We start from the raw sequence: 20924 nt of genomic DNA, 5'->3' as shown, positions 1-20924 counted from the left end.
ATTGTATCATGTCAGGCAGAGTATAGAAAATAGTATAGAAGTACTATTATCAGATCCTTTGGTATGTCCAATAGAGCTTTACAATATGGATGCCATGCAGCATAAGGAATCAATCAGAGAATTGGCGTGCCTTGAAAATATTGTATAGAAAATAGTATAGAAGTACTATTATCAGATCCTTTGGTATGTCCAATAGAGCTTTACAATATGGATGCCATGCAGCATAAGGAATCAATCAGAGAATTGGTGTGCCTTGAAAATATTCAGTTGGTATGTACAGGGCATAGGGGATATTCTGAAAAGTTTAAAGAAGCAATTAGCCACTGGAGATAGATTAGGCATAAAACAATGAATTTCCGTATTCCGAAGGTTTGTTTTATTTTTATTCAAATTGTTGAGGGGGCGTATGCCCCCCAACAATTTGCAGGTCAAAAAATTTATTTATTACTTTCCTATTCCGTCACTCAATTCTAAACAATTCGATATAACTGCAAAAGCTTCTCCACGTTTAATATTATTTTGGGGTTTAAAAGTTCCGTCTGAGTACCCTTTAATAATCCCTTTCACAACAGCAGCATTAACATGACCTGCCGCCCATGATGGAATAACATCAGAGTCCACAAAACTTTTGTTATTTGTGCTTACAGGCTCTATTTTATATGCTATTGCTACAGAAGTAATCAATTCTGCTCTTGTTATTTTGTTGTTTGGTCTAAAACTACCATCTTCATATCCGACAAAAATTCCTTTTTCACTTAAAGCATTTACTGCTTGTATCGCAAATTCAGGTATGTCGTCAATATCCTTATAAGCTGCTTTTTTTGCGTATTCTGCATCAAGACCTAAGGCTTCAGCCAAAATAACTGCCATTTCAGCACGAGTTATTTCATTATTGGGTTTTATTGTACCATCAGGATATCCACTAATTATCTTTTTCGAGTAAAGACTATCAATATAATCCTTTGCCCAATGATTTATTGAATCTGTAAAAACAACGCTAGAAGGAAAATCACTACCCGGTTCTTCTGTCTTATCATTTCCAGAAGCAGGGGTATTGGTTGGCGTTGTTGGAGTAGCGATTGGTGTTGATGTTGGCACTTGTTTTGATTCTGAAGTTGATGATTGTACATTTATATAAAAAGGTACTTCAACAATTGTTGCGTTGTTCCACCTATCAATAATAGTGCAGCTAAATAAATGTTGTCCCGCATTTTGATTCTTAATTAAAAACTCATTTCCGTTTGTAGATGATAATTCAATATCATCAATTGCAGCAATGATAGTATAATTACTTTCATCTTCTGCAATTATTTTTACCGTATAATCATCCGATATAACCTGATTGTCTGACAAGTTCATGCTAACAATTTTAGGAGCATTTGTTTCATATGATATTTTGTCGTCTCTGATAATCCTTAAAGTCTTTATAGATTCATTACCTGCTTTATCTGTCGCCTTTATTGTATAAACATTTTCACCTTTAATAAGATTTACATTCAAATTGAAATGTGGGGCAGTACCTGCTTTGCCATAAGTTATATCAGCAATTTCGTCATTAATTGATACAATACAATCCTCAGACACAGAACCTGATATCTCAACAGTGTCAGTAAACACATTTTCAGTAAATTCATTGTCCAATATTATTTGAGGGTTTGTAAAATCACAATTTATAACATATTCACGTATTATTGAAGCTGTATCACCATATACACTATTGCTAACACTCGTGTTATATACACTCCCACTTACAGTGAGTTCATTTCTGCCCTCGGATAGCAATACATCAGATATTATAAACTTACTATCATAGACATTGGTATTATACTCGCTAGAGTTTTCACCATTTTCCACTTTCAATTCGATCCCTGCATATCCTGGAGAAGAACCCTCTATATCAATAGACTTTTTATTTGTTTGTTCTGATAGGTTTGCAATACTTGGAGCCCTTAACTTTTCACCGATTCCGACTACAAAAGGCGTATCTTCAAAATACACTTCTTTAGCGGATACCTTATATCCCCATTCTCCGGCTTCAGGATTCATAATTTGTATACCATTTGACAGAGTAGGATTCTCAATTGTAGCATATAAATTTCCATCAGGTTTGTACAAATCAATATTATAGTATCCGCCATAACTATCCATTGTCAGGATATAGTCACGACCTTCTTTGCAACTAAATTTAAATATCTGAGATTCTTCATTTTGATCTAGTGTTGAAAACATAGTACTGAACATGGAATAATCAAAAGAATTCAAAACATCATTAACATTGCTTTCAGGAATGTTTTGTGTAACTTTAAGAACAAGATATTCAAGTATTTTTGTCACTTCACTTGCTAATTGTCTTTCATTATGGAAAGTAGTATAGATAACCTTGCCCTTACCATACGGAAAGGAAACCAATAAAGGTTTATCAGTCTTTAAGTCGTTACTACTATAATCATAATAACTTCCCTTAACATGAGTTGTAACCTCCGAACTTACAGAGTCAATCACAACCCAACTACCCAAATCATAATTTATTTCTATATTATTCATTCCAATGTAATTGGCCATTCCCAAATCAGTAATTATTGCATTTACCTTTTGAGCACTTCCTATAGTAGGAGTATCCGGAAATAATAAATATCCTGGAAATGCTTCTTTCACATAAGCATACGCATAATCTGATGCGTATATTGTTCCGCCTTCTTCTACAAATTTCTTAATAGACGAAGCTGCATCAGTTGAATATCTAGAAGCAGATGAATTACAGTTTAAGAAAATAGAATCATAATTTTTAATGTTATCATATGTTAGCAGCGATTCGTCAGTTATTTGACTAAAACTTTTACCCATTCCAGTAAGAATACTGCCAATATCATCCCAGCCTTTTTGTGTAACAGCTAATGCATCTTCCCCATCATCTATTATAAACGGCTGGTAAGCAACACCAAAAGCCAGTCTAATTTGCTGTACCAATGTATTTGTAACAAAATCCAAATTAGTTATCACACCCAAAATCGGTTTTGCAGAAGTTTTGCCAGACGCTGGTTCTACCATCTGAAACCCACTATTTGTAGTTGTCTGAGAAGCACCTGCAGGGTCATACGCCTTTGCTTGAAGTATATGCTTTCCTTTAGAAAAATCTTTCTTCTTTATAAGAAATTTATACGGTGGGTTTTTACAAGTTGATTTTAAAACACCATCGACATAAAACTCTATCTTTTCAACCTTTATATTATCTGAGGCATTTACTTCGACTTCAGTATCAGCAGAAATCTTTGGACTTACGAGTTTTTTAAATGATACTTTAGGCGGCTCATTATCAAATTGCATTCCATGGTTATTGAAAATTTTCCATATTTCATATTCTTTTCCCTTTGCATATCCGTTCGCAAACCAATTTTTCCATAAGTCACAAAGACCTTGATTGTATTTACCTGTAGATGACACTTTTTGGTGTAACAAATTTTGTATATATGTAAAACTTTCAGTCAATGAATCATGAGCTTCATTAGTCGAATCGGTTATATCCCACAAGGTTGCAGAATTAGCATATTCATTGGCTTCATTTGGAACATTAGGATTTGGTAACTCAATATCACCTGATAGTACGCTACTTGAACTCGAATCACTGTAATTAGGTGAGCCATCGACATACTGTCCGAAGTATGTTGCCCACCCCTCTGAATACGCCAGACCCTTGTTGTAAATTCCGCTTCCTACGTGAGTTAACCCGGTTCCTTTTGGAGACTCTGCAAAATTACGCATTAAAAAGTGTCCATATTCATGCAAGATTACATTTGCATCCCATTGATCACTGTCCGAAGCAGTTGCCTGAACATACATTGTGTCTTTTCCACAGCGTGTTCCACCATTCTCTTCACCATTTCTCCAAATCACTTTAATTTTCGGAGGATAGCAGCCAAAATTGGGCTTACTATCAATCCATGTATCTGCCGCTTTATGAATAGTATTTACTATATGAAATGCACCATTTAGGCCTATATTAACATTTCCAAAATTATAATCCTTTGTAATGTTATCTACCTGTTTTGACTTGAATTCTGTAGTATCTTTAAAAAGTCCATCTTCCATAACATATGAAAACTCATCTTCGGCTTTAACTACAAAATATAGATCTAATCCCCCTGCAAGCCATCCATCATTCGCATTGACCCCTCCGAAAATAAAATTTCCATTGCTATCGGTTTTAGTAGTTCCCATCAAATGAGTGTGACCAATATCCTGATCATATAACTTCACAGTATAATTTTCTAATGGAGCTGTTTTTTCTGAGCCTGACATTGAATTTTTATACTTGTAAGTTAAGCAACCGGATACTTTTAAAGTAGTTGGTGCCGACGCAGCAAAACTGACATCAGCAAATATGATTTGCATTAAAAAGACTAAAATTACTAGTACTGAGTATTTCTTTCTCATTTTTTACTTTCCCCCCAAATTGTATGCTAACACCAGTCCTTATTACTGAAGTTAGTAAATCTAAAATAAATATTGCTTCATACTATCTATGAGCTGTACGTAAAAAATTTTTACATTTATTTCGTCTCTTAGAATAAAAATAAGAGGTAAATTTGCAACGTAAATACTTTTCAACGTTATATATAGTTATCTAATTTCCAACTTACATTTGTTTATTTAAAAAATGACTAAGCACTTTTTTTAGTTTATAACTTTTACCTCCTTTCCTGTAAGCCGGTCAAGTATAACAAACTCAGTAGATCGATCTGTTTTTGTAGAAACAAATATTATTTGATTACCTGAAATGAATATTTCTGACTCAATTATTCTGCTTTTATAATTCCAAACCTCTTTATAATCATTAATTCCGTACGCATATAAACTTCCATCAGTTCCTAACACGTACAATAAATCATCCTTAATTTTTATTGATTTATAGTATTTGCTGGCCGTACTTAAAGAATTTAACGGCTTTTTATTTATAATGTCATAAAAATTAATGGTTCCATCATCACATACAATTATCGCAATGTCATTATATATGTTTATCTTAATTATAGCCTTATTAGTTGTCTCATCGTAAGTTTTACTTCCTGTATTCTTGTCTAAAAAGTACACTTGACCTTCGGTGTGAAAGAAAACCAATGTATTATCAAAAAGAGCCATATTACAATATAAATCCCGTTGCTCTTTGTTTGTAGCATACGTCCAAATAGTTTTACCTGTATCTTTATTAAGAGATGTAATTGTACCTTCTGCATCACTAAAAATAACACTATTCTCAGAAGTGAAAAGACTAGGAAGTAATCTTGTCTTTGATTCATATGCCCAAAGTTCATTACCATTGGTAATATCTACAGAGTAAATCTTGTGCTCAATTGCCCCCTGAACATACTTAGAACCATTAAAACGCCATTGGAAAATGAGAGAATCTCCTGATGTAACAGGTTCTAAAAGTGCTGCGTTACGATACTTTTTTGACCACAATTTTTTATTACTCTCTTTGTCGAAACAACAAATCAAATCATTTTCTGTACTGACTACTATATATTTTTCATTATCATCCGCAAATATCCAACTAATACTACCGTCCAATCTCGATTTCCATAGTTTTTTACCAGTTTTTAAGTCTATATGTATCAATTCATTCCCGACTGCGAAAATCAACTTATCTTCACAAATATGACTTGAAGTATTCTTACCATAAATCGAGAATTTTTGATTCCACAAAACGGTTTGATTACTAATATCCAAACATTGCAATAATCCATCAATTGATAAACAAACCAGAAATTTTCCCGTTTGCTCACATATTTCAACAGAACTAGATTTAGTCTTATTACCTAAATTTTTTCCGTTATTACATGCAGTTAAATTTAATACCATTACAAAAATTAATAGTAATTTAATAATATTATTATTCAACATCTTAATGCACCTACCTTTTCAGTTGCGTTTTTGGAAATAAAATCTAGTCTTTATAATAGTATCAACACCACAATAACATAATCCATTAAAAAAGACCACCCAAAAAATGATTATTGCACTTTTTAGCAAGACTGATTAAGACACGTTTTTCTTCTTTATCAGTTTCATATTCCGAAGCTTTCATATATTCGTATTCAGCACATTTTCTAATATTATCAAGAGTTAATCGATATCCTGCAATTACAAAGCCAGGATTTTCTTTTATTTTGTTATTTCTAAAAAGTTCTAATACTTCGGATAAAAACTGGGCTTTTACCAGATGTACCAATCCATTTTCGACCAAGATATTATCAAAACATTTTTGAGCTGTTTTTATTGAATCAAGGTCAATATTAGATTTATCCAACATTAATACTTTTATAATCGATATATTTGCAAGAGTTGACATGCTATGGCTGTTAGGTACCAATTCAAGCAACTCAATTGCAAGCTTTTGGAGGCCTTCTCTTATTGCGCAGCGTGCTGCACCAAAACATGCTGTCGTATAATTGGGATCAACTTTTGCTACATGCTCGTAATAGGACTTTGCCAAATGAAAGTACCGCTCTGTTTCATAGCAATAACCCAAAACAAGCTTTGGAGCAAGTTCACCCGGGATCTCATTATCCACTTTTTCAAACTCAACTATTGCGGATTTAAAGTCATTATTTTTGATATAAAATAATCCGAGAACCCAGTTGACTTTCCAATTATATTTATCAATATGTGATAAAACTTTAATTTGCGATTCAGCCAAATCAAGATTTCCAATTTCAATATTTAGTTCACATATCCTAAATAATAACTCAAAGGTCATCTTTTCAAGATGTAATTCAGAAACTGAATCGGCTTTCTGACTGCTCATAATTGATTTAAGCCTCAAATGAGGGTCGTTTTCAGGAATGTTACTGTAAATGTCGGTAATTAATTTAGCAGAGCTGTCATTTAGATCAATTTTTACCGAGGGGATATATTTTGCATTAAATTTTTCAATCCCTTCAGTTTCATCAGCGTCTATAAGTTTATCATATGTAAAGAAATCACTTTTACTATACCTTGGATAACTTTCTAATGAAACGATTTCTCTTAAGATACCTTTCAATTGTGAAATCATTTCATCAGCTGTTTGATATCTTAGATTTGGATCATTATTAGTAGCTTTTAGTAAGAACTTATACAAAGACTTATTTTCTGATAGTATCTGTTGCTCTTTTGGTTCAGGCAATGAGTATTCGTATTTTTTTTGATAGTCAAATTTCATAATCATAACTGCAAGAGTTCTTCCAACCGAATATAAGTCAGAAACTTCAATAGGGTGTTGATCTGCTTCGGGAGCCATAAAGCCTCTGGTTCCGTATATTGCAGCATTCTTATCATCTACTTTTCTTACTCCTCCCAAATCAACCAGCTTGACATCCTCTTCAACCATACAATTATCAGGTTTAAAATCACAATATACAAAACCTCTTGAATGCAGATATGAAAAAGCGGGAAGTATTCTTATTATATAGCAGATAGCTTCTTTGACCGGAATTGTAGTATTTTCTTTTAGCATTGTGCCTATACTTTTTCCACCGCAAAACTCCATTACGATAAAACCTTCATTATTATAATTTATGAAGTCATAGATTTCTACTATATTCGGATGGTTTGTTGCACCTAAAACAATACGCTCATTGCGGGCTATTTCTACGGAACTATCATCATACTTATTAATCAGCCCTTTAATAATAACCCATCTTTCAAGGATTTTATCAAAGGCTAAGTATATCCAGTCCATTCCACCGAGTGCTACAGGGCCTTTGATTTCGTATCTGTCAAAAATAATATCGCCAGTTTTTAATGAAGGCATACAATCGTATAATTTGCCACAAGTCTTGCAAGTTCCAGAAGCTTCAGTTATCTTATGTTTACACCAGGGACAAAATATCTTGTTTTCCTGTAAGTAGGGCATTTTCATCAACAAACTCAACGGTCTTATAGGCTCGGGCGGAGAAATGTTAACTAAGCCTAAGCCGAGAGGATTATTTTTATCTATAGAGCGATTTATTTTTCTTGTATATGCCGGTACTAAAGGCTTTGAAGAAGCAAAAACTTGCGAATTGTTTTGATTGTCATCCGATAACTTAATTACTTTGTCTTCATCCGACTGTGGTCTTCCACATTCATCACAAAACCCGTCAATTACTGTACCGTAGCAATTTTTAAATTTACATTTAATCATATAATTATCATCCTTTTAGCACCCTTATATTATCATCAAAAATCCGCTTTTCACTGCCCAAAAGCAATATACATTCTTCATTTAACTTTGTAAGCCCGATTTTTACAGGTTTGTATTTGCCAAGCTTAAAATATTTTTTTAAATCATAAACCCAGGCATTTATAAATTCCATACGGGAATTGTCTAAGGGTTTTATCAAGGTTTTGCTAAGGGCTAATTGCCCAAGATTTTCACCAGTTATTTGTCTTGATTTTGAGGTTAAATTGTTTAGTTCTTTTATTTTACTGTCTACACTGTTAAATAACAAGTCAAGATAATTATATTCATCCGAAGCATCAGATAATTCAAGTTCAAATTTGCTAAACAGCAGGTTGATTTTATCTGTTACAGCTTGTATATCTAAAGGGTTCGTTTTCAATTCGAGGATTAATCCATCGAAATCAAATTTCGATATTGGGTAATTTAATATATTGGCTCTATTTTCAAGAGATTTGTAGCGTTCATTAGTTTTATTGCTTAAAATTTCTGCTTTTCTTACAGCATCGACAATTATTTTTATATTGTTGCAAATATTTTTGAATGAAAATTCCAGGTGCTCAAACATTTTTTCCGGTGTTATTTTTATTTCATTACATGTATTTTCGAATAATCCGCGTTCTTCGACAGGAACAGCTTTAGATGTAATTGTCAAAGAATCACCCTCAATTAGAGCTTTTATTTTTTCCATGTTACTGTTAAAAATGTGCTGGTTTTCACTTAATGCTTCAATACTATGTACTAAATCAGTCAGATTGGAATAATTAATAAAAAGGATATCTATATCTTCAATAATACTTAAGGCTTTATTCCTGGTAATACCTATAAATGGAGTATCACAAGAATTCAGCATTTCTGAAATCATTTTATAAGAATCTGAATTTTTTAATTCAATTATATTTTTGCCTGTGACAGAAATTTTATCAAGCCAGTTTTCTAAAATCTTTTTCATACTAAGAAATACTCCTTATCAAGCAGTTTCAAAAAGATACTATTAACCATTAATTCGAGTGCGCTGTAACAGAATTAATGTCAAAAAGCACTAGACCTTTTGAATTTTTATTCTTGTCCAAATGCCGATTATCAGTTCATCTTGGTCTTGTAGTGAAATATTTACGCCTGGTTCAAGGTCATTGCTATTTAGTTTTGTTCCGTTTAAAGTATTTAAATCCAAAACTTCGAGGTTTCCTTCTTTATTATATATTAATTTTAGATGCCGATGTGAAACACCAGGATCATTAATATTTATATGGGGAAAAATCCCTTGTTCAGTAGAACTCCTGCCTATTAAAGTCTCTTGTAAATCTAAGGGAACAACTATTGGAGATGCGTTTAAAGGGAATTTTTTAAGCAAATCCTTTTCGCAAAGTGCTTTATCATAGTTGATAACTATATTAAAATAAACCTCATGCTTATTAAATGTATTTCTTAATATTGTACGAGTTCCAATTGCCGGTTTGTAAGCTTCACCCATTACAAAGTTATATTTGCAAACCTCACAAAATTCAGATTTTTCAATTTTATCTATTCCACATTCCGGGCAAACAATGATTTCTTCTGCCATAAGAAACTATTCTCCTTAATATTACACTTTAATTTATTCGGCAATACGCCTTCTGACAGTTCTGGTACCGCCAAGGTCAAGTTCCAAGTCCGCCGCTTTGTTTTCTAATTTACCACTCGAACGAAGCCGTACTGTGCCTTCCGATTCATCGAGCACTTCAATTACTTTCTTAAGCCTCATTGTCGCTTCATCATTACCTGATTCATTTGCGAGTTTGTATGCTTTGCCAAGCAAGAGCGTTGCTTGTTCTGTATCTCCCATATTTTTTGCATCCAAGCCTTTTCGAATTGTTATAGAAAGTTCTTCTTGTCCTTTAAAATGTTCTACTTCTTCATTTTCTTTTGAAGATAAATCCACTCGAGAGGTCCATGTAATAACAACTCTTTGTCCATCAAATGTTTTCTCTTCATTATCCGTTATATAAGAAATTTTAGGCCTGCATACCAGCATTTCTTCACCTTCTTCTTGCGGTTCAACTTCAAAAGAAATATGATAGTCTCTGATTTCTTGCCCCCAAGGCCCTAAAGATATTTCATAGTTTTTTTCATCAACCGTTTTTAAATATTCAGTAATATCAAGTATTTCAGGGCTCATCTGCTTAATATTGTTAATTCTAATGGTTTTTGGGACTTGAAGTTTTAATGTTGCTTTTAAAATTGACTTTGAAAAAAGTTCACTAAGGGATTTCTGGAATTTTGAGGCCATTTCGTCAGGTGCTGTTATAGCTTCTGCTGTTCCGGCAAAATTATCTGCTATCCTTTTAAGTTCTTTTGGATTCCAGTCTGTGCCGAGGCCCCAACAGCTGAGGTGGAATTTACCCTTATTTCTTTTAAGAGCAAGGTTAAGGTTGTTAATATCTGACTGTGAGTTATTACCGTCAGTAACGAAATAAGCAATTTTTAAATAGTCATCATACCCCGCAAAAACCAATGAGGCTGTATTTAAAGGAGCAGACAATTTTGTTCCTCCGTATACTTTTATGTCCGCAACCAATATATGAGCTTTTTCTTTTGCCTCAATACTTGATTTCTCCATAGGAAATATAGTAGTAGTACTTTCAGAAAATGTGAGAATACAGAAATGGCAGGAATCATCAAGCAAGTCTATGCATGTATGGAGAGTTTTAATGGCATTTTCAATTTTACCGCCTGCCATTGACCCTGAGGTATCTATAATAAAAATAATGGCTTCTTTAATTTGTTGTTTATCGGATAAACCAAGTGCTTCTTCTTTTTCTTTTGCTTCAATGCTGATTATGGCATCAACTTTTCTAGACATAACAGGGAGGTAAGGGTTATAATAATTTGACATTTTAAAATCCATTTTTATTTCTCCATTCTATTAGGTAATATAACAATTTACTAAGGGATAAAACTGGTATTAGTATTTATAAATAGCCACAGTTATATCATCATTACTGCCAAGCAGTTTTGCTTTATCAACAAAGCTATTGCAGAGAATTAACAAATCTTCCAAGTTGTATTCATTAACATGGTCTATAAAACTATTATCATTTTCAAAACAATTCCACAGACCATCAGAGCAAAGAAGCAATAGCTGGCCCTTTTCAATCTCTGTTTGAATTATATGAATATCAACATCCTGGTTACTCGTCCCTAATGATTGAGTAATGCAGTGAACAAATTTATTTTCTAAAGCTTCCTTATAGCTCATTTTGCCAGCGCTTACTGTTTCTTCGAGCCAAGAATCATCAATTGTAAGTTTAATATCTTTGTCACATATCATATATGCTCTACTGTCTCCAACCCAGCCTATAGTAACGGTATTATTCACAACTAATGCAGCAACAACAGTACATTCAGCACTTATAGAAAAGCCTTCAGTACTATGCTTTTTTTGAATTTCGATATTAGCAGTCTCTATGGCATTTCTCATAACTTCCTTAGGGTCAGTATCAGGAGTATATTCCAATAATAGACCACAGACGGTATTAACTGCTGTAGTTGAAGCGTAAGATGCATCTTCTGTAGCTGAAACACCGTCAGACACTACCATAACGATATTTTCATCTTTAATAAGGACATTACCGTAATCCTGATTTTCACAATGATTTAAACCTATACTACTTACTAAAGCTAGATTTGGAGTGGCTGAAATTTCAAAATGATTTCTGGAATTATCCTTAAGCACTTTATTAAGTTTAGGTTTGCACAGAAGTCCACAGTTCTCACAGTATCCGTCAACATCAGGGCTGCTTTCGCCTTCTTTACAATTACATAATCTCATATTGGGTCTCCTTTATTATAAGCAATATACAATTATAGCTGCAATAGTATTTCTATAAATTAGGTAAAACCCCTGCTTTATTTATAAAAATTGGGTGCTGGAATTTCCAGCATCAGGTCCTGCTTGTTACCTAACAAATGAGGAAATGGGCGAATGTAATTAAATGGGAAATAAGACGTTATGGTTTATATCTATTTTTTTTAGATAGTTATACTTTACAGTTCCACAACTTTATTTGGTTTGGTTGAAATTATAGAGAAATATTTTTATGTCAAGAAAAATCAGAATTTTCTGATTTTTCTTGACGTAAAAATATTTGAAGAATATAATTTTGATATTGGAGGTGCTTGCCTATGAAAAGAAAAATTGAACAAAAACTTCTAGAATGGAAAGATAAATCCGACAGAATGCCATTAATAATCAATGGTGCTCGTCAGGTTGGAAAAACATATATATTGCGTGAATTTGGATATCGATATTATAAAAATGTAGTGTATATAAATTTGGAGATAAATTATGCAGTTGCTTCATATTTTACAGAAACAATATCACCGGAAAAGATAATTCGTTATCTTGAAGCGACAGTAGGAGAGGAAATTGTTCCAGGGCAGACTCTGATTATTCTTGATGAAATACAATCCTGTGAGCGTGCTCTTACATCTTTAAAGTATTTCTGTGAGGATGCTCCTGAATTTCATATAGTTGCTGCAGGAAGTTTACTTGGAGTTGCAATTAACAGGCAAAACTATTCGTTTCCTGTAGGTAAGGTGGAAACAATAACTCTATATCCCTTTGACTTTGAGGAATTTCTTTTTGCTATGAATGAAGAACTTTTGATTAAAGAGATAAAACGTTGTTTTGATGGTATGGAACCTATGCCTGAAGGCCTTCATAAAAAGGCAATTGAACTCTATCGCATGTATCTTATTATTGGAGGTATGCCAGCATGTATAAATGCTTTTAATAAAAACAAAAAGCTATTGGATGTTCCTAATATTCAAAAAGAGATTTTAGATAACTATATTGCTGATATGGCGAAATATTCAAGCAATACAGAAAGCGTAAAAATAAGGGCTTGCTATAATTCTATTCCAACACAGCTTGCAAAAGACAATAAAAAGTTTCAGTATAAGGTTGTGCAGAAGGGCGGAAGTGCTTCTGTATTCGGAGTATCTATTGAATGGTTGTCTCTTGCAGGAGTTGTTTTGAAATGCCAGAAGATTGAGCATGCTTTTGAGCCTATAGCAGTATATGCTGATTTGTCATCCTTCAAGCTTTATATGGGTGACGTAGGGCTTTTGGGCTTGAAATCGGGTATTTCTCATCAGAGTATACTTTCGGGTGATGGTAATATATTTGTAGGTGCTATGACTGAAAATTACGTTGCACAGGAATTGACAGCAAAGGGTTACAATATTTTTTACTGGAGCAGTGAACATTCAGCTGAGCTTGATTTTGTGATTCAGAAGGAAAACCGTATATATGGTGTTGAGGTCAAGAAAGGGGAGCATACCAAATCGAAAAGTCTTGGAGTGTTTAGTCAGAAGTATGGAGATGCTATTCCTATAAGAGTTTCTTCAAAGAACTTTGGTATGACAGATAAGGTCAAAGCAGTTCCGCTGTATGCTGTGTTTTGTATTTGAAGTTATATATTACATGAATCAGGAGACCTTTATGAAAAAAGCTTTAATGTATTTAATTATTTCAGGTTGCTTTTTTATACTTTTCGGATGCAGCAATAAAGGGAACATCACACAGGTTTCCACTGATACACCTGACAGTAACTCGGGTGAAATTCAATTACAACAGGTTACACCGGTAAAAATGGAGGTTACTGAAAATCCTACTGGAAATTCTTCACCCGCAGTTATGAATACAATCAGTCCTGAAAGTACTGCATGTTATGCCAGCCCGACACCTGCAAAAGATAATGATAAAACATATAAAGATAAGTGGGATAAACTTACAGAAAAATCGGGAGATAGCATAGAATATGCATATGATACTATTAATTGGCTGGAAGAAGCCGTCAATAAGGAGACCGACCCGATTTTATTTCTGTGTGAAGGAATGAAACATGAGAATCCCGTAATCCGATGGTATTGTGCAAATAAGGTTATTGAGTATTATAACAAGCCTGGCATTAAAAATGCCCTTGAGCCTTTGAACAGGCTCCTTAAGGATGAGAATTCTATTCAGGATTCTGCAGCTTTAAGTATTTCAATTATTAAAAGGACCTATAACAATAAATATCTGGTAAAAAGTCATAAAGGTAATAGATACCTGTTCACAAAATTTCATGGTTCAGGGTATGGTGATGGTAAACTATGGATTATTGACAATGGGGAAATCAATTGCATTGTTGAAAGTTATAGTATAGGTGATATCGGGTGGTCACCCGATGACAAATGGCTGTTTGCAAATCCTTATGGCAGGATTCAATCCGAAATGTTGGTTGTAAATGTTAAAAGCAGAGAAGTATACAACATTCCTCTGTTTCAATATATTTGCGATAACAGCGGCAAATTGGGCTACAAGGTGGGCAGCAACCAAAGACCGGACCCTTGGATCAAATTTATAGAATGGAACCCTGACAGCAGCAGGATTTTACTATCCTACTGGTTTCGTGATGACAACTTCACAGGTCAAAAAGGGATTGCTGTTTACAATATTGAGAAGCAATCCATTGAAAAGACAACTCCCTTGGGATCAACCGAAGGAGACTATGAAGTAGTTGATAAGCCGGCCGATTTTAGTTGGAATTAATTTTCTCATACTTTGTTAAAACTTTTGGGCTGAAATGGTTCTGCATAAATTTTGCTCACAATTATGCACAATGGAAATTCCTTTGTGCATAATTGTGTTGACTTCTGCACAAAACAGTAATAGAATTGTGCATAAACATGGTGCGTTGTGCAGAAAGAATGTGAAAGTGGGTGTTACAATGAGGGGATTTAACTATAAAATTATACAAAATGAGTTGTTTTGCAGCGAAATAATGAACCTCGTATCAGCTATACATGAGTTTAAAGGAAAACAGGAATTATTCATTGAAGCAAAATCGGACATCTTAAACTCAATGCTTGAGATTGCAAAAGTTCAAAGCACTGGTGCCTCTAACAGAATTGAAGGAATATATACTTCAGATGAGCGCCTTGATGCAATAGTTAGAGACAAGGCTGAACCTCGTAATCGTTCGGAATCGGAAATAGCAGGCTACAGAGAAGTACTGCAGTTGATTCATGAAAACTATGATTACATGACACCGAGAACAAACATTATTTTACAGCTGCACCGAGATCTTTACCAATTCAGTCCTTCAACAATTGGAGGACGGTATAAAAACTCTGATAACGTTATTGCTGAAACAGACGTTGAAGGCAATAAAAAGATTCGATTTGAGCCAATATCTTCATTTGATACACCGGAAGCAATGGAAAGGCTGACGGATACATTTATTGAGGCAATAAATGAAGAAAAGCATGACCCTTTGCTCCTAATACCAATGTTTATTTTGGACTTCTTATGCATACATCCGTTCAATGACGGAAATGGACGGATGAGCAGACTGTTGACTCTTATGCTACTGTATAGATCAGGATATATAGTTGGTAAATATATAAGTATGGAAATGATTATCGAAAAAACAAAGGAAACCTATTATGACGTGCTGCAGTCAAGTTCTCAGTTTTGGCATGAAGGAAAAAATAATTATTTTCCTTTTGTTAAGTATTATTTGGAGATTATTCTAAGTGCATATAAAGAATTTTCTTCAAGAGTTGAGCACCTGAAGAACCGGAACTTATCAAAGCCGGAGAGAATAAGGCTGCTGTTTGAAAATACCTTGAAGAGACTGTCCAAACGGGATATTCATGAAAAGTGTCCGGATATAAGCACTTCAACAATAGAGGTCACACTTAATGGACTGCTGAAGGACGGATATATAATAAAGACTGGAGCGGGGAAAAACACAGCATATATCAGAAATACTGATTATGAGAAGTGATTCTGTCCTTTTTATATGGTTAGAATTGCGGTTCATGCAACGCTGAGAGGGTATGTAAGGTGCATGAAGGATAGTGAAAATGCGAAAAGTTATATGGATTCATCGAAGTGGAAGTTGTTAAGGTCCATATAATTGCTTAATTATGTCATCATTATTTGCGTACTTGAAAGTTTCTTCTTTAAACACTGAATTCTCTTTGGTTGTAATCTTTTCAGCAGCTTTTCTATTCATTTCAGTAGTTGCCCGGGCAAAATCTTATGACAAGCTTCATAAAAATTTGCGTAATTACTGATTATAAAGATTCAAAACTGCGGATAAGGAAAGGTACGAAGAGGATTTTACCGATGAAGATGGAGAAATGCCGGACGAGATACCGGCCCCGGAAATCAATCGATTTATTTTCAACCAAAACACCGTTGATAACGTTATCAACGATCTTATGACAAATGGTTTGAAGGATGCAAGCGGTAATAGGTTGGGAAAAACAATTATATTTGCTCAAAACAAAACTCATGCGCAGTATATTGTTGACAGGTTTAATATTCTTTATCCTGAGTATAATGGCGAATTCTGCAAGCGTGTTGTGTGTGATGATGATTATGCCCAGGATTTAATCAAGCAGTTTAAAAATCCGTTGAAAGAGCCGCATATTGCAGTATCTGTAGACATGCTCGATACGGGAATCGATGTCAGGGAGATTGTAAACCTTGTGTTCTTTAAGCGCGTACGTTCAAAAATCAAGTTCTGGCAGATGATAGGCAGAGGTACAAGGATTAGGCCGGATTTGTTTGGAAAAGGCAAGGATAAAGAGAACTTTTATATCTTTGACTATCTGAGAAATTTCGAGTATTTCAGAGAAAACAAAAATGGTATTGAACCAACGGCAAATACTTCAACACAGGCAAGTATTTTCGCAAAGAGAGTAAGGCTGATTTTTCACATGCAGGACTCAGCGTTTAGTGAAGAACAATACCAGAGATTAAGAAATTCATTAATAGATGAAGTCGTTGGACAGATATTAGCACTGGTGCCTGAGAGGGTTGATGTGCAATTGAAGCGTAAATTTGTTGATAAATACAGGATGAAAGACGCTTTTCTATGCCTTACTGAAAAGGATAAGAGTGACCTTATTGAAAACATTGCAGATCTTGTATTTATGGATGACAATGATGATAAGGCTGTTGAATTTGATAATCTGATGTATGGCATGATGCTTGCCCAATTAGATAATAAAAGCATTACACGGTTAAAAAACACTGTTGTTTCAAAAGTATCGATACTTTTGGATAAGAAATCTACACTTCCTCAGGTTAAGGGAAAAATACCATTACTTAAAGAAGTGAGGGAAAATGAGTTTTGGGATAAATGCGATATTTTAAATTTTGAAAGAATCCGCACAGAGCTTAGGGAGCTTATGAAATTTGCAGTCTTAGACGGGCGCAATTATATTTATACAAACCTTGCAGATGTAGATCTGGAACGCACAGTAATGAAAAGCTTCCAATCTGACTATACCTTTGAGAATTACAAGCTGAAAGTCAACAAATACATAGAGGAAAACAAGGATAATATAGCTATTCACAAACTGAGAAACAATATTCCTCTAAGTGAAGGCGATTATAAGATGCTGGAAAAAATATTTACCGGGGAACTTGGAACTAAAGAGGATTATGAAAAGAATTTTCATGATACACCCTTTGGATTGCTTGTAAGAAGGGTTGCCAAACTTGAGAGGAATGCAGCTATGGAAGTTTTTTCTTCGTTTATAAATGATCAGAAGCTTAATGCAAATCAGATAGCATTTGTAAACAAAGTGATTGACTATATAGAGCAAAATGGTTATGTTGAGAGCATAGCTGAGCTTACCAGACCGCCTTTTGACAAGCCCCAAAGCTTTATCAAATTGTTCGATGAGGATAAGCGAAAGGAATTTGTTAATATAGTTAATGAGGTTAAAGACAATGCCACTAGAATTATAAGCTAGCGGAGATGGAAAGCTAACTATTATGATAGCAAGCTATTTGAACTGCCCTATGAGGTTTTTGGGCGATTTTTTTGCTCTTTCCATGTCGGCATTCTATGATTTTCGCCCGTAAATAGCCTTTAGCGTCAAGCCTGCTCCTGCCGCAGCCATTCCAAACATTATAAGACCCTGATAAAGTGATACAGGCTTAAAGTATATCTTCAATCCCATAATAATACCTAAAACAATCGTAACTAACCCCAATATGGTCAAAAACCAGCCAATAATTGACTTTTCATTAAAAAACAAGACTCCTACCCCTATGATAAAAGGTATAAGAACAATACCAAAAGGTGGAGTAAACCCCATTATGTCAAGAAGAGTAAAATTTGTATATAGGGTAGTATTTTGAAATATCAAAAAAATACCCCCACAAAAAAGTGCTAATCCCACAAGAAAATAAACGAACCTTTTGCCCAAGCTTTCTGACTGTCGATCTTTGTAAAGAATTTTCTGATTATCTTCATCATCTTTTACAGCCAAAGGGTTTATTTCACTATTTTTCTTCATATACACGCTCCTTTTTGTAAGGCTACTCTATATATCGAGGATTACAAATTCTACATGACAATTATATCATAAAGAATTAATATTCTGCAATTTCTATGAAAGAGATTTTAGTTAACTATTCATTGCAGCAAGTCTAAGCTTTTTTGTCAGGTTTTTGAGCCTTTGATACCCAGCTTTATAACCTGAAACATTTGAACCTGGTTCAACTGGTGCCTTAATTTCCTTTATTTCCTTAATTTCCTTTATTTCGACAGGGTGATTTGTTATAATAAGTTTAAACGTTAAGTCCTTTTATATTATAATGACACTAAGTAGCGATTCATAACCAGTTATTATATGCATATAGGCTGTTTTTTCAAAGGTAAATCCTTTGAAACTCTACAAAACTAAATTGGAAATGGGTTCTTACTTAGTCCAAAAAATTAAAATTCTATTAAACAATGGGGGGTTATGCATTTGAAAAAGAGTTTAGCTTTATTTCTTATGGTTATGCTGTGCTTTTCATCTTTACCGGCCAGTGTTATTTCTACAGCTCAAACTGCAGATGAAGAGAATATTTCAACATTCGACCTGGATTCAGTACCGAAAAACATTAAAAAAGTATTAAAGACAGATAATGTCAAAGGAATCACCAATATTGGCAAGACTGACCTTTATTCCATTGATGTTGTCAATACCGACGGCCAACACACCGTGTGTACTTATCAATTTCCGGTCAAATATGTTGATGATGGCGGCAGTATTCAATATATTGACAATTCAATCGTTTCACACAGCAAAAAAAGGAAAATAAAAGGGAAAAGTTTTGCCTATACGAACAAGGGGAACCGGATAAAGACCTATTTCCCTGAAAACATTGCTGAAGGCGTCCTTTTAAGCGATGACAAATACCAAGTATCCTTTTCGCCAGCCGGAAACATTAACAATGCTTATGCAGAGAATAAAGAGGTTTCTTTTAACAATGAAGTTGAAAATGTAGTTGAATATTCCAATGTGTTCGGCGAAGGTACAAAACTCCAGTACGTCCCTACATATACCGGATTAAAGGAAAATATCGTATTGGAGAAATATTCAGGCAACAATATATTTGAGTTTACAATTAATACAGATGGTCTTGTACCTGCTTTTGAAAGTGGCAATTCCATTCCACTGAAAGATCCTTCTACAGGAGAGATTGTATCAGTATTGGGGCAGGTTGATGCAAGGGATTCATATAAAGGCACTAATGAAAACAACGACAAGCACTTTACTATCAATAACAAACTCTCCATATCTCCTGCTGAAGATGAAAATACATATGTCCTTACTGTAACGGTAGATAAAGACTTCCTTGAAAGCGCCACCACCGTTTACCCTGTTGTTATCGATCCAATTCTATCGGTATACAGCTCCAACCACATGGATACTACAATTTATGCAGCCCAACCCAATACACAGAATTTTTATGCAGATGCATATAATTATGTTGGTAACCGTGGCGGCGAGTATGGCATCAATGCAGTTACTCTTGTAAAATTCAATTTTAATTCCAGTTCCCTGCCGACTACAATAAATCCTGACGCTGTCACAAAGGCTGAATATTTTGTGTATGAAGCGTCTGGAACGACTTACCCTACTAGAATTGATGCCTATCCCCTTGAATCAGCCTGGAGTGATACAACGGTAACCTACAACAGTTATTTAAGTAACAGTATGCGGAATATAAATTGGTTACTTGACTATAAAATAGTCAAGTCATCAGGTTGGTACAAATACAACCTTACATATATGTAAGCGTAAAATACAACCCGTCTACAATTACTACTCCTTCTGTTGTAAAATCTTATTATTAAGTCTGCAGGATTCAGGCAAATCATCCGACCAAGGCATTAAGGAATCCAGCACACTCTGATCTTTGACATCTACATTTGGAAGCGTTTCCAGCAAATAAGTCAGATATTCAAAAGGCTTAAGATTATTTGCTCTGGAAGTTTCAATAATACTGTAAATCATTGCACTTGAGGTAGCTCCGCTTGGAGTATTGCAAAACAGGAAGTTTTTACGTGATATAACAAATCCTTTTATACTCCGTTCCGAAATGTTATTATCGCAATAAAGTCTACCATCAAGTAAGTAATTATTAAGCTTATCCCATTGGTTCAAACAATAATTAACAGCTTTACCAGTGGCACTCTTAGGTGTAATTCGAGGTCTTTGCTGCTTGAGCCATTTGTAAAACTCATCCAATATAGGCTTGCTTTTTTTGAGTCTGCCTTCATATCTTTCGTCTGGGCTCGCATCTTCAAGCTCATGCTCAATACTATAAAGTCTGTTGCAAAATTGAAGTCCTTCTTTTGCAACACACGGTTTATCTTTAACCTCTTTTGGCAATGACTTT

At 34.3% G+C, this 20924-nt stretch carries 15 protein-coding genes; 6 read left to right on the top strand and 9 right to left on the bottom strand.

The genetic code is table 11. The features are described from left to right. Positions 1 to 180: 180 nt before the first annotated feature. Positions 181 to 333, top strand: coding sequence for a hypothetical protein (locus tag ACECE_RS32545; RefSeq protein ID WP_162862492.1), 153 nt, complete (start codon positions 181 to 183; stop codon positions 331 to 333). Between the two features lie 111 nt (positions 334 to 444). Here the strand turns inward: ACECE_RS32545 and ACECE_RS0205605 are convergent, their stop codons facing one another. From ACECE_RS0205605 to ACECE_RS0205575, 7 genes are all read right to left on the bottom strand, one after another. Further along, positions 445 to 4431 carry an S-layer homology domain-containing protein gene (locus ACECE_RS0205605; protein WP_010245235.1) on the bottom strand — a complete coding sequence of 1329 codons (3987 nt, stop codon included), beginning with the start codon at positions 4429 to 4431 and terminating at the stop codon, positions 445 to 447. Between the two features lie 240 nt (positions 4432 to 4671). After that, positions 4672 to 5898, bottom strand: a complete 1227-nt coding sequence (locus ACECE_RS0205600) for an outer membrane protein assembly factor BamB family protein (RefSeq protein ID WP_010245233.1) — start codon at positions 5896 to 5898, stop codon at positions 4672 to 4674. Between the two features lie 85 nt (positions 5899 to 5983). Further along, positions 5984 to 8161: a serine/threonine-protein kinase gene (locus ACECE_RS0205595; protein ID WP_010245230.1), complete on the bottom strand. Its 2178-nt coding sequence runs from the start codon at positions 8159 to 8161 to the stop codon at positions 5984 to 5986. A gap of 7 nt (positions 8162 to 8168) precedes the next feature. Continuing rightward, entirely contained in the window at positions 8169 to 9149 is a 981-nt protein-coding gene (locus ACECE_RS0205590) for a hypothetical protein (RefSeq protein WP_010245228.1), read from the bottom strand. 90 nt (positions 9150 to 9239) lie between these two features. Further along, positions 9240 to 9761, bottom strand: a complete 522-nt coding sequence (locus ACECE_RS29090; RefSeq protein WP_010245227.1) for an FHA domain-containing protein — start codon at positions 9759 to 9761, stop codon at positions 9240 to 9242. Positions 9762 to 9794: 33 nt separating this feature from the next. After that, the gene (locus ACECE_RS0205580; RefSeq protein ID WP_010245226.1) at positions 9795 to 11084 is read right to left on the bottom strand and encodes a VWA domain-containing protein; all 1290 of its coding nucleotides are present in this window, start codon (positions 11082 to 11084) and stop codon (positions 9795 to 9797) included. 57 nt (positions 11085 to 11141) lie between these two features. Further along, positions 11142 to 12008: a PP2C family protein-serine/threonine phosphatase gene (locus ACECE_RS0205575; RefSeq protein WP_010245225.1), complete on the bottom strand. Its 867-nt coding sequence runs from the start codon at positions 12006 to 12008 to the stop codon at positions 11142 to 11144. A gap of 353 nt (positions 12009 to 12361) precedes the next feature. On the opposite strand from ACECE_RS0205575, the gene ACECE_RS0205570 reads away from it, so the two are divergent. The 4 genes from ACECE_RS0205570 (at position 12362) to ACECE_RS26705 (ending at position 17998) form a co-directional block, all read left to right on the top strand. Beyond that, on the top strand, positions 12362 to 13651 hold the full coding sequence (locus tag ACECE_RS0205570) for an ATP-binding protein (RefSeq protein WP_010245224.1): 1290 nt from the start codon (positions 12362 to 12364) through the stop codon (positions 13649 to 13651). Positions 13652 to 13682: 31 nt separating this feature from the next. Further along, a complete protein-coding gene (locus ACECE_RS0205565) occupies positions 13683 to 14774 on the top strand; it encodes a hypothetical protein (protein ID WP_026073711.1) in 1092 nt (363 codons plus the stop codon). A gap of 70 nt (positions 14775 to 14844) precedes the next feature. Continuing rightward, entirely contained in the window at positions 14845 to 16014 is a 1170-nt protein-coding gene (locus ACECE_RS0205560; RefSeq protein ID WP_456048993.1) for a Fic family protein, read from the top strand. 358 nt (positions 16015 to 16372) lie between these two features. Beyond that, positions 16373 to 17998, top strand: a complete 1626-nt coding sequence (locus ACECE_RS26705; RefSeq protein WP_010245218.1) for a type I restriction-modification enzyme R subunit C-terminal domain-containing protein — start codon at positions 16373 to 16375, stop codon at positions 17996 to 17998. 93 nt (positions 17999 to 18091) lie between these two features. Here the strand turns inward: ACECE_RS26705 and ACECE_RS0205550 are convergent, their stop codons facing one another. Beyond that, positions 18092 to 18547, bottom strand: a complete 456-nt coding sequence (locus ACECE_RS0205550; RefSeq protein WP_010245214.1) for a hypothetical protein — start codon at positions 18545 to 18547, stop codon at positions 18092 to 18094. Between the two features lie 456 nt (positions 18548 to 19003). On the opposite strand from ACECE_RS0205550, the gene ACECE_RS0205545 reads away from it, so the two are divergent. Further along, positions 19004 to 20320 (top strand): DNRLRE domain-containing protein, encoded by a 1317-nt coding sequence (locus tag ACECE_RS0205545; RefSeq protein ID WP_010245211.1) that lies wholly within the window; start codon positions 19004 to 19006, stop codon positions 20318 to 20320. Positions 20321 to 20347: 27 nt separating this feature from the next. On the opposite strand, the gene ACECE_RS26700 is transcribed toward ACECE_RS0205545, so the two are convergent. After that, on the bottom strand, positions 20348 to 20924 hold a 577-nt coding region (locus ACECE_RS26700; RefSeq protein ID WP_010245208.1), incomplete at its 5' end, for an IS66 family transposase.

Source organism: Acetivibrio cellulolyticus CD2 (assembly GCF_000179595.2).
Taxonomy (GTDB): domain Bacteria; phylum Bacillota; class Clostridia; order Acetivibrionales; family Acetivibrionaceae; genus Acetivibrio; species Acetivibrio cellulolyticus.
Note: the sequence above shows the minus strand (reverse complement) of the source record. Positions and strands in the feature narration are given on the sequence as shown.

Coding starts and splice junctions, on each gene's coding strand:
- ACECE_RS0205605 (WP_010245235.1), bottom strand. CDS start 4,431: ATGAGAAAGAAATACTCAGTACTAGTAATTTTAGTCTTTTTAATGCAA.
- ACECE_RS0205600 (WP_010245233.1), bottom strand. CDS start 5,898: ATGTTGAATAATAATATTATTAAATTACTATTAATTTTTGTAATGGTA.
- ACECE_RS0205595 (WP_010245230.1), bottom strand. CDS start 8,161: ATGATTAAATGTAAATTTAAAAATTGCTACGGTACAGTAATTGACGGG.
- ACECE_RS0205590 (WP_010245228.1), bottom strand. CDS start 9,149: ATGAAAAAGATTTTAGAAAACTGGCTTGATAAAATTTCTGTCACAGGC.
- ACECE_RS29090 (WP_010245227.1), bottom strand. CDS start 9,761: ATGGCAGAAGAAATCATTGTTTGCCCGGAATGTGGAATAGATAAAATT.
- ACECE_RS0205580 (WP_010245226.1), bottom strand. CDS start 11,084: ATGGATTTTAAAATGTCAAATTATTATAACCCTTACCTCCCTGTTATG.
- ACECE_RS0205575 (WP_010245225.1), bottom strand. CDS start 12,008: ATGAGATTATGTAATTGTAAAGAAGGCGAAAGCAGCCCTGATGTTGAC.
- ACECE_RS0205570 (WP_010245224.1), top strand. CDS start 12,362: ATGAAAAGAAAAATTGAACAAAAACTTCTAGAATGGAAAGATAAATCC.
- ACECE_RS0205565 (WP_026073711.1), top strand. CDS start 13,683: ATGAAAAAAGCTTTAATGTATTTAATTATTTCAGGTTGCTTTTTTATA.
- ACECE_RS0205560 (WP_456048993.1), top strand. CDS start 14,845: ATGGAAATTCCTTTGTGCATAATTGTGTTGACTTCTGCACAAAACAGT.
- ACECE_RS26705 (WP_010245218.1), top strand. CDS start 16,373: ATGCCGGACGAGATACCGGCCCCGGAAATCAATCGATTTATTTTCAAC.
- ACECE_RS0205550 (WP_010245214.1), bottom strand. CDS start 18,547: ATGAAGAAAAATAGTGAAATAAACCCTTTGGCTGTAAAAGATGATGAA.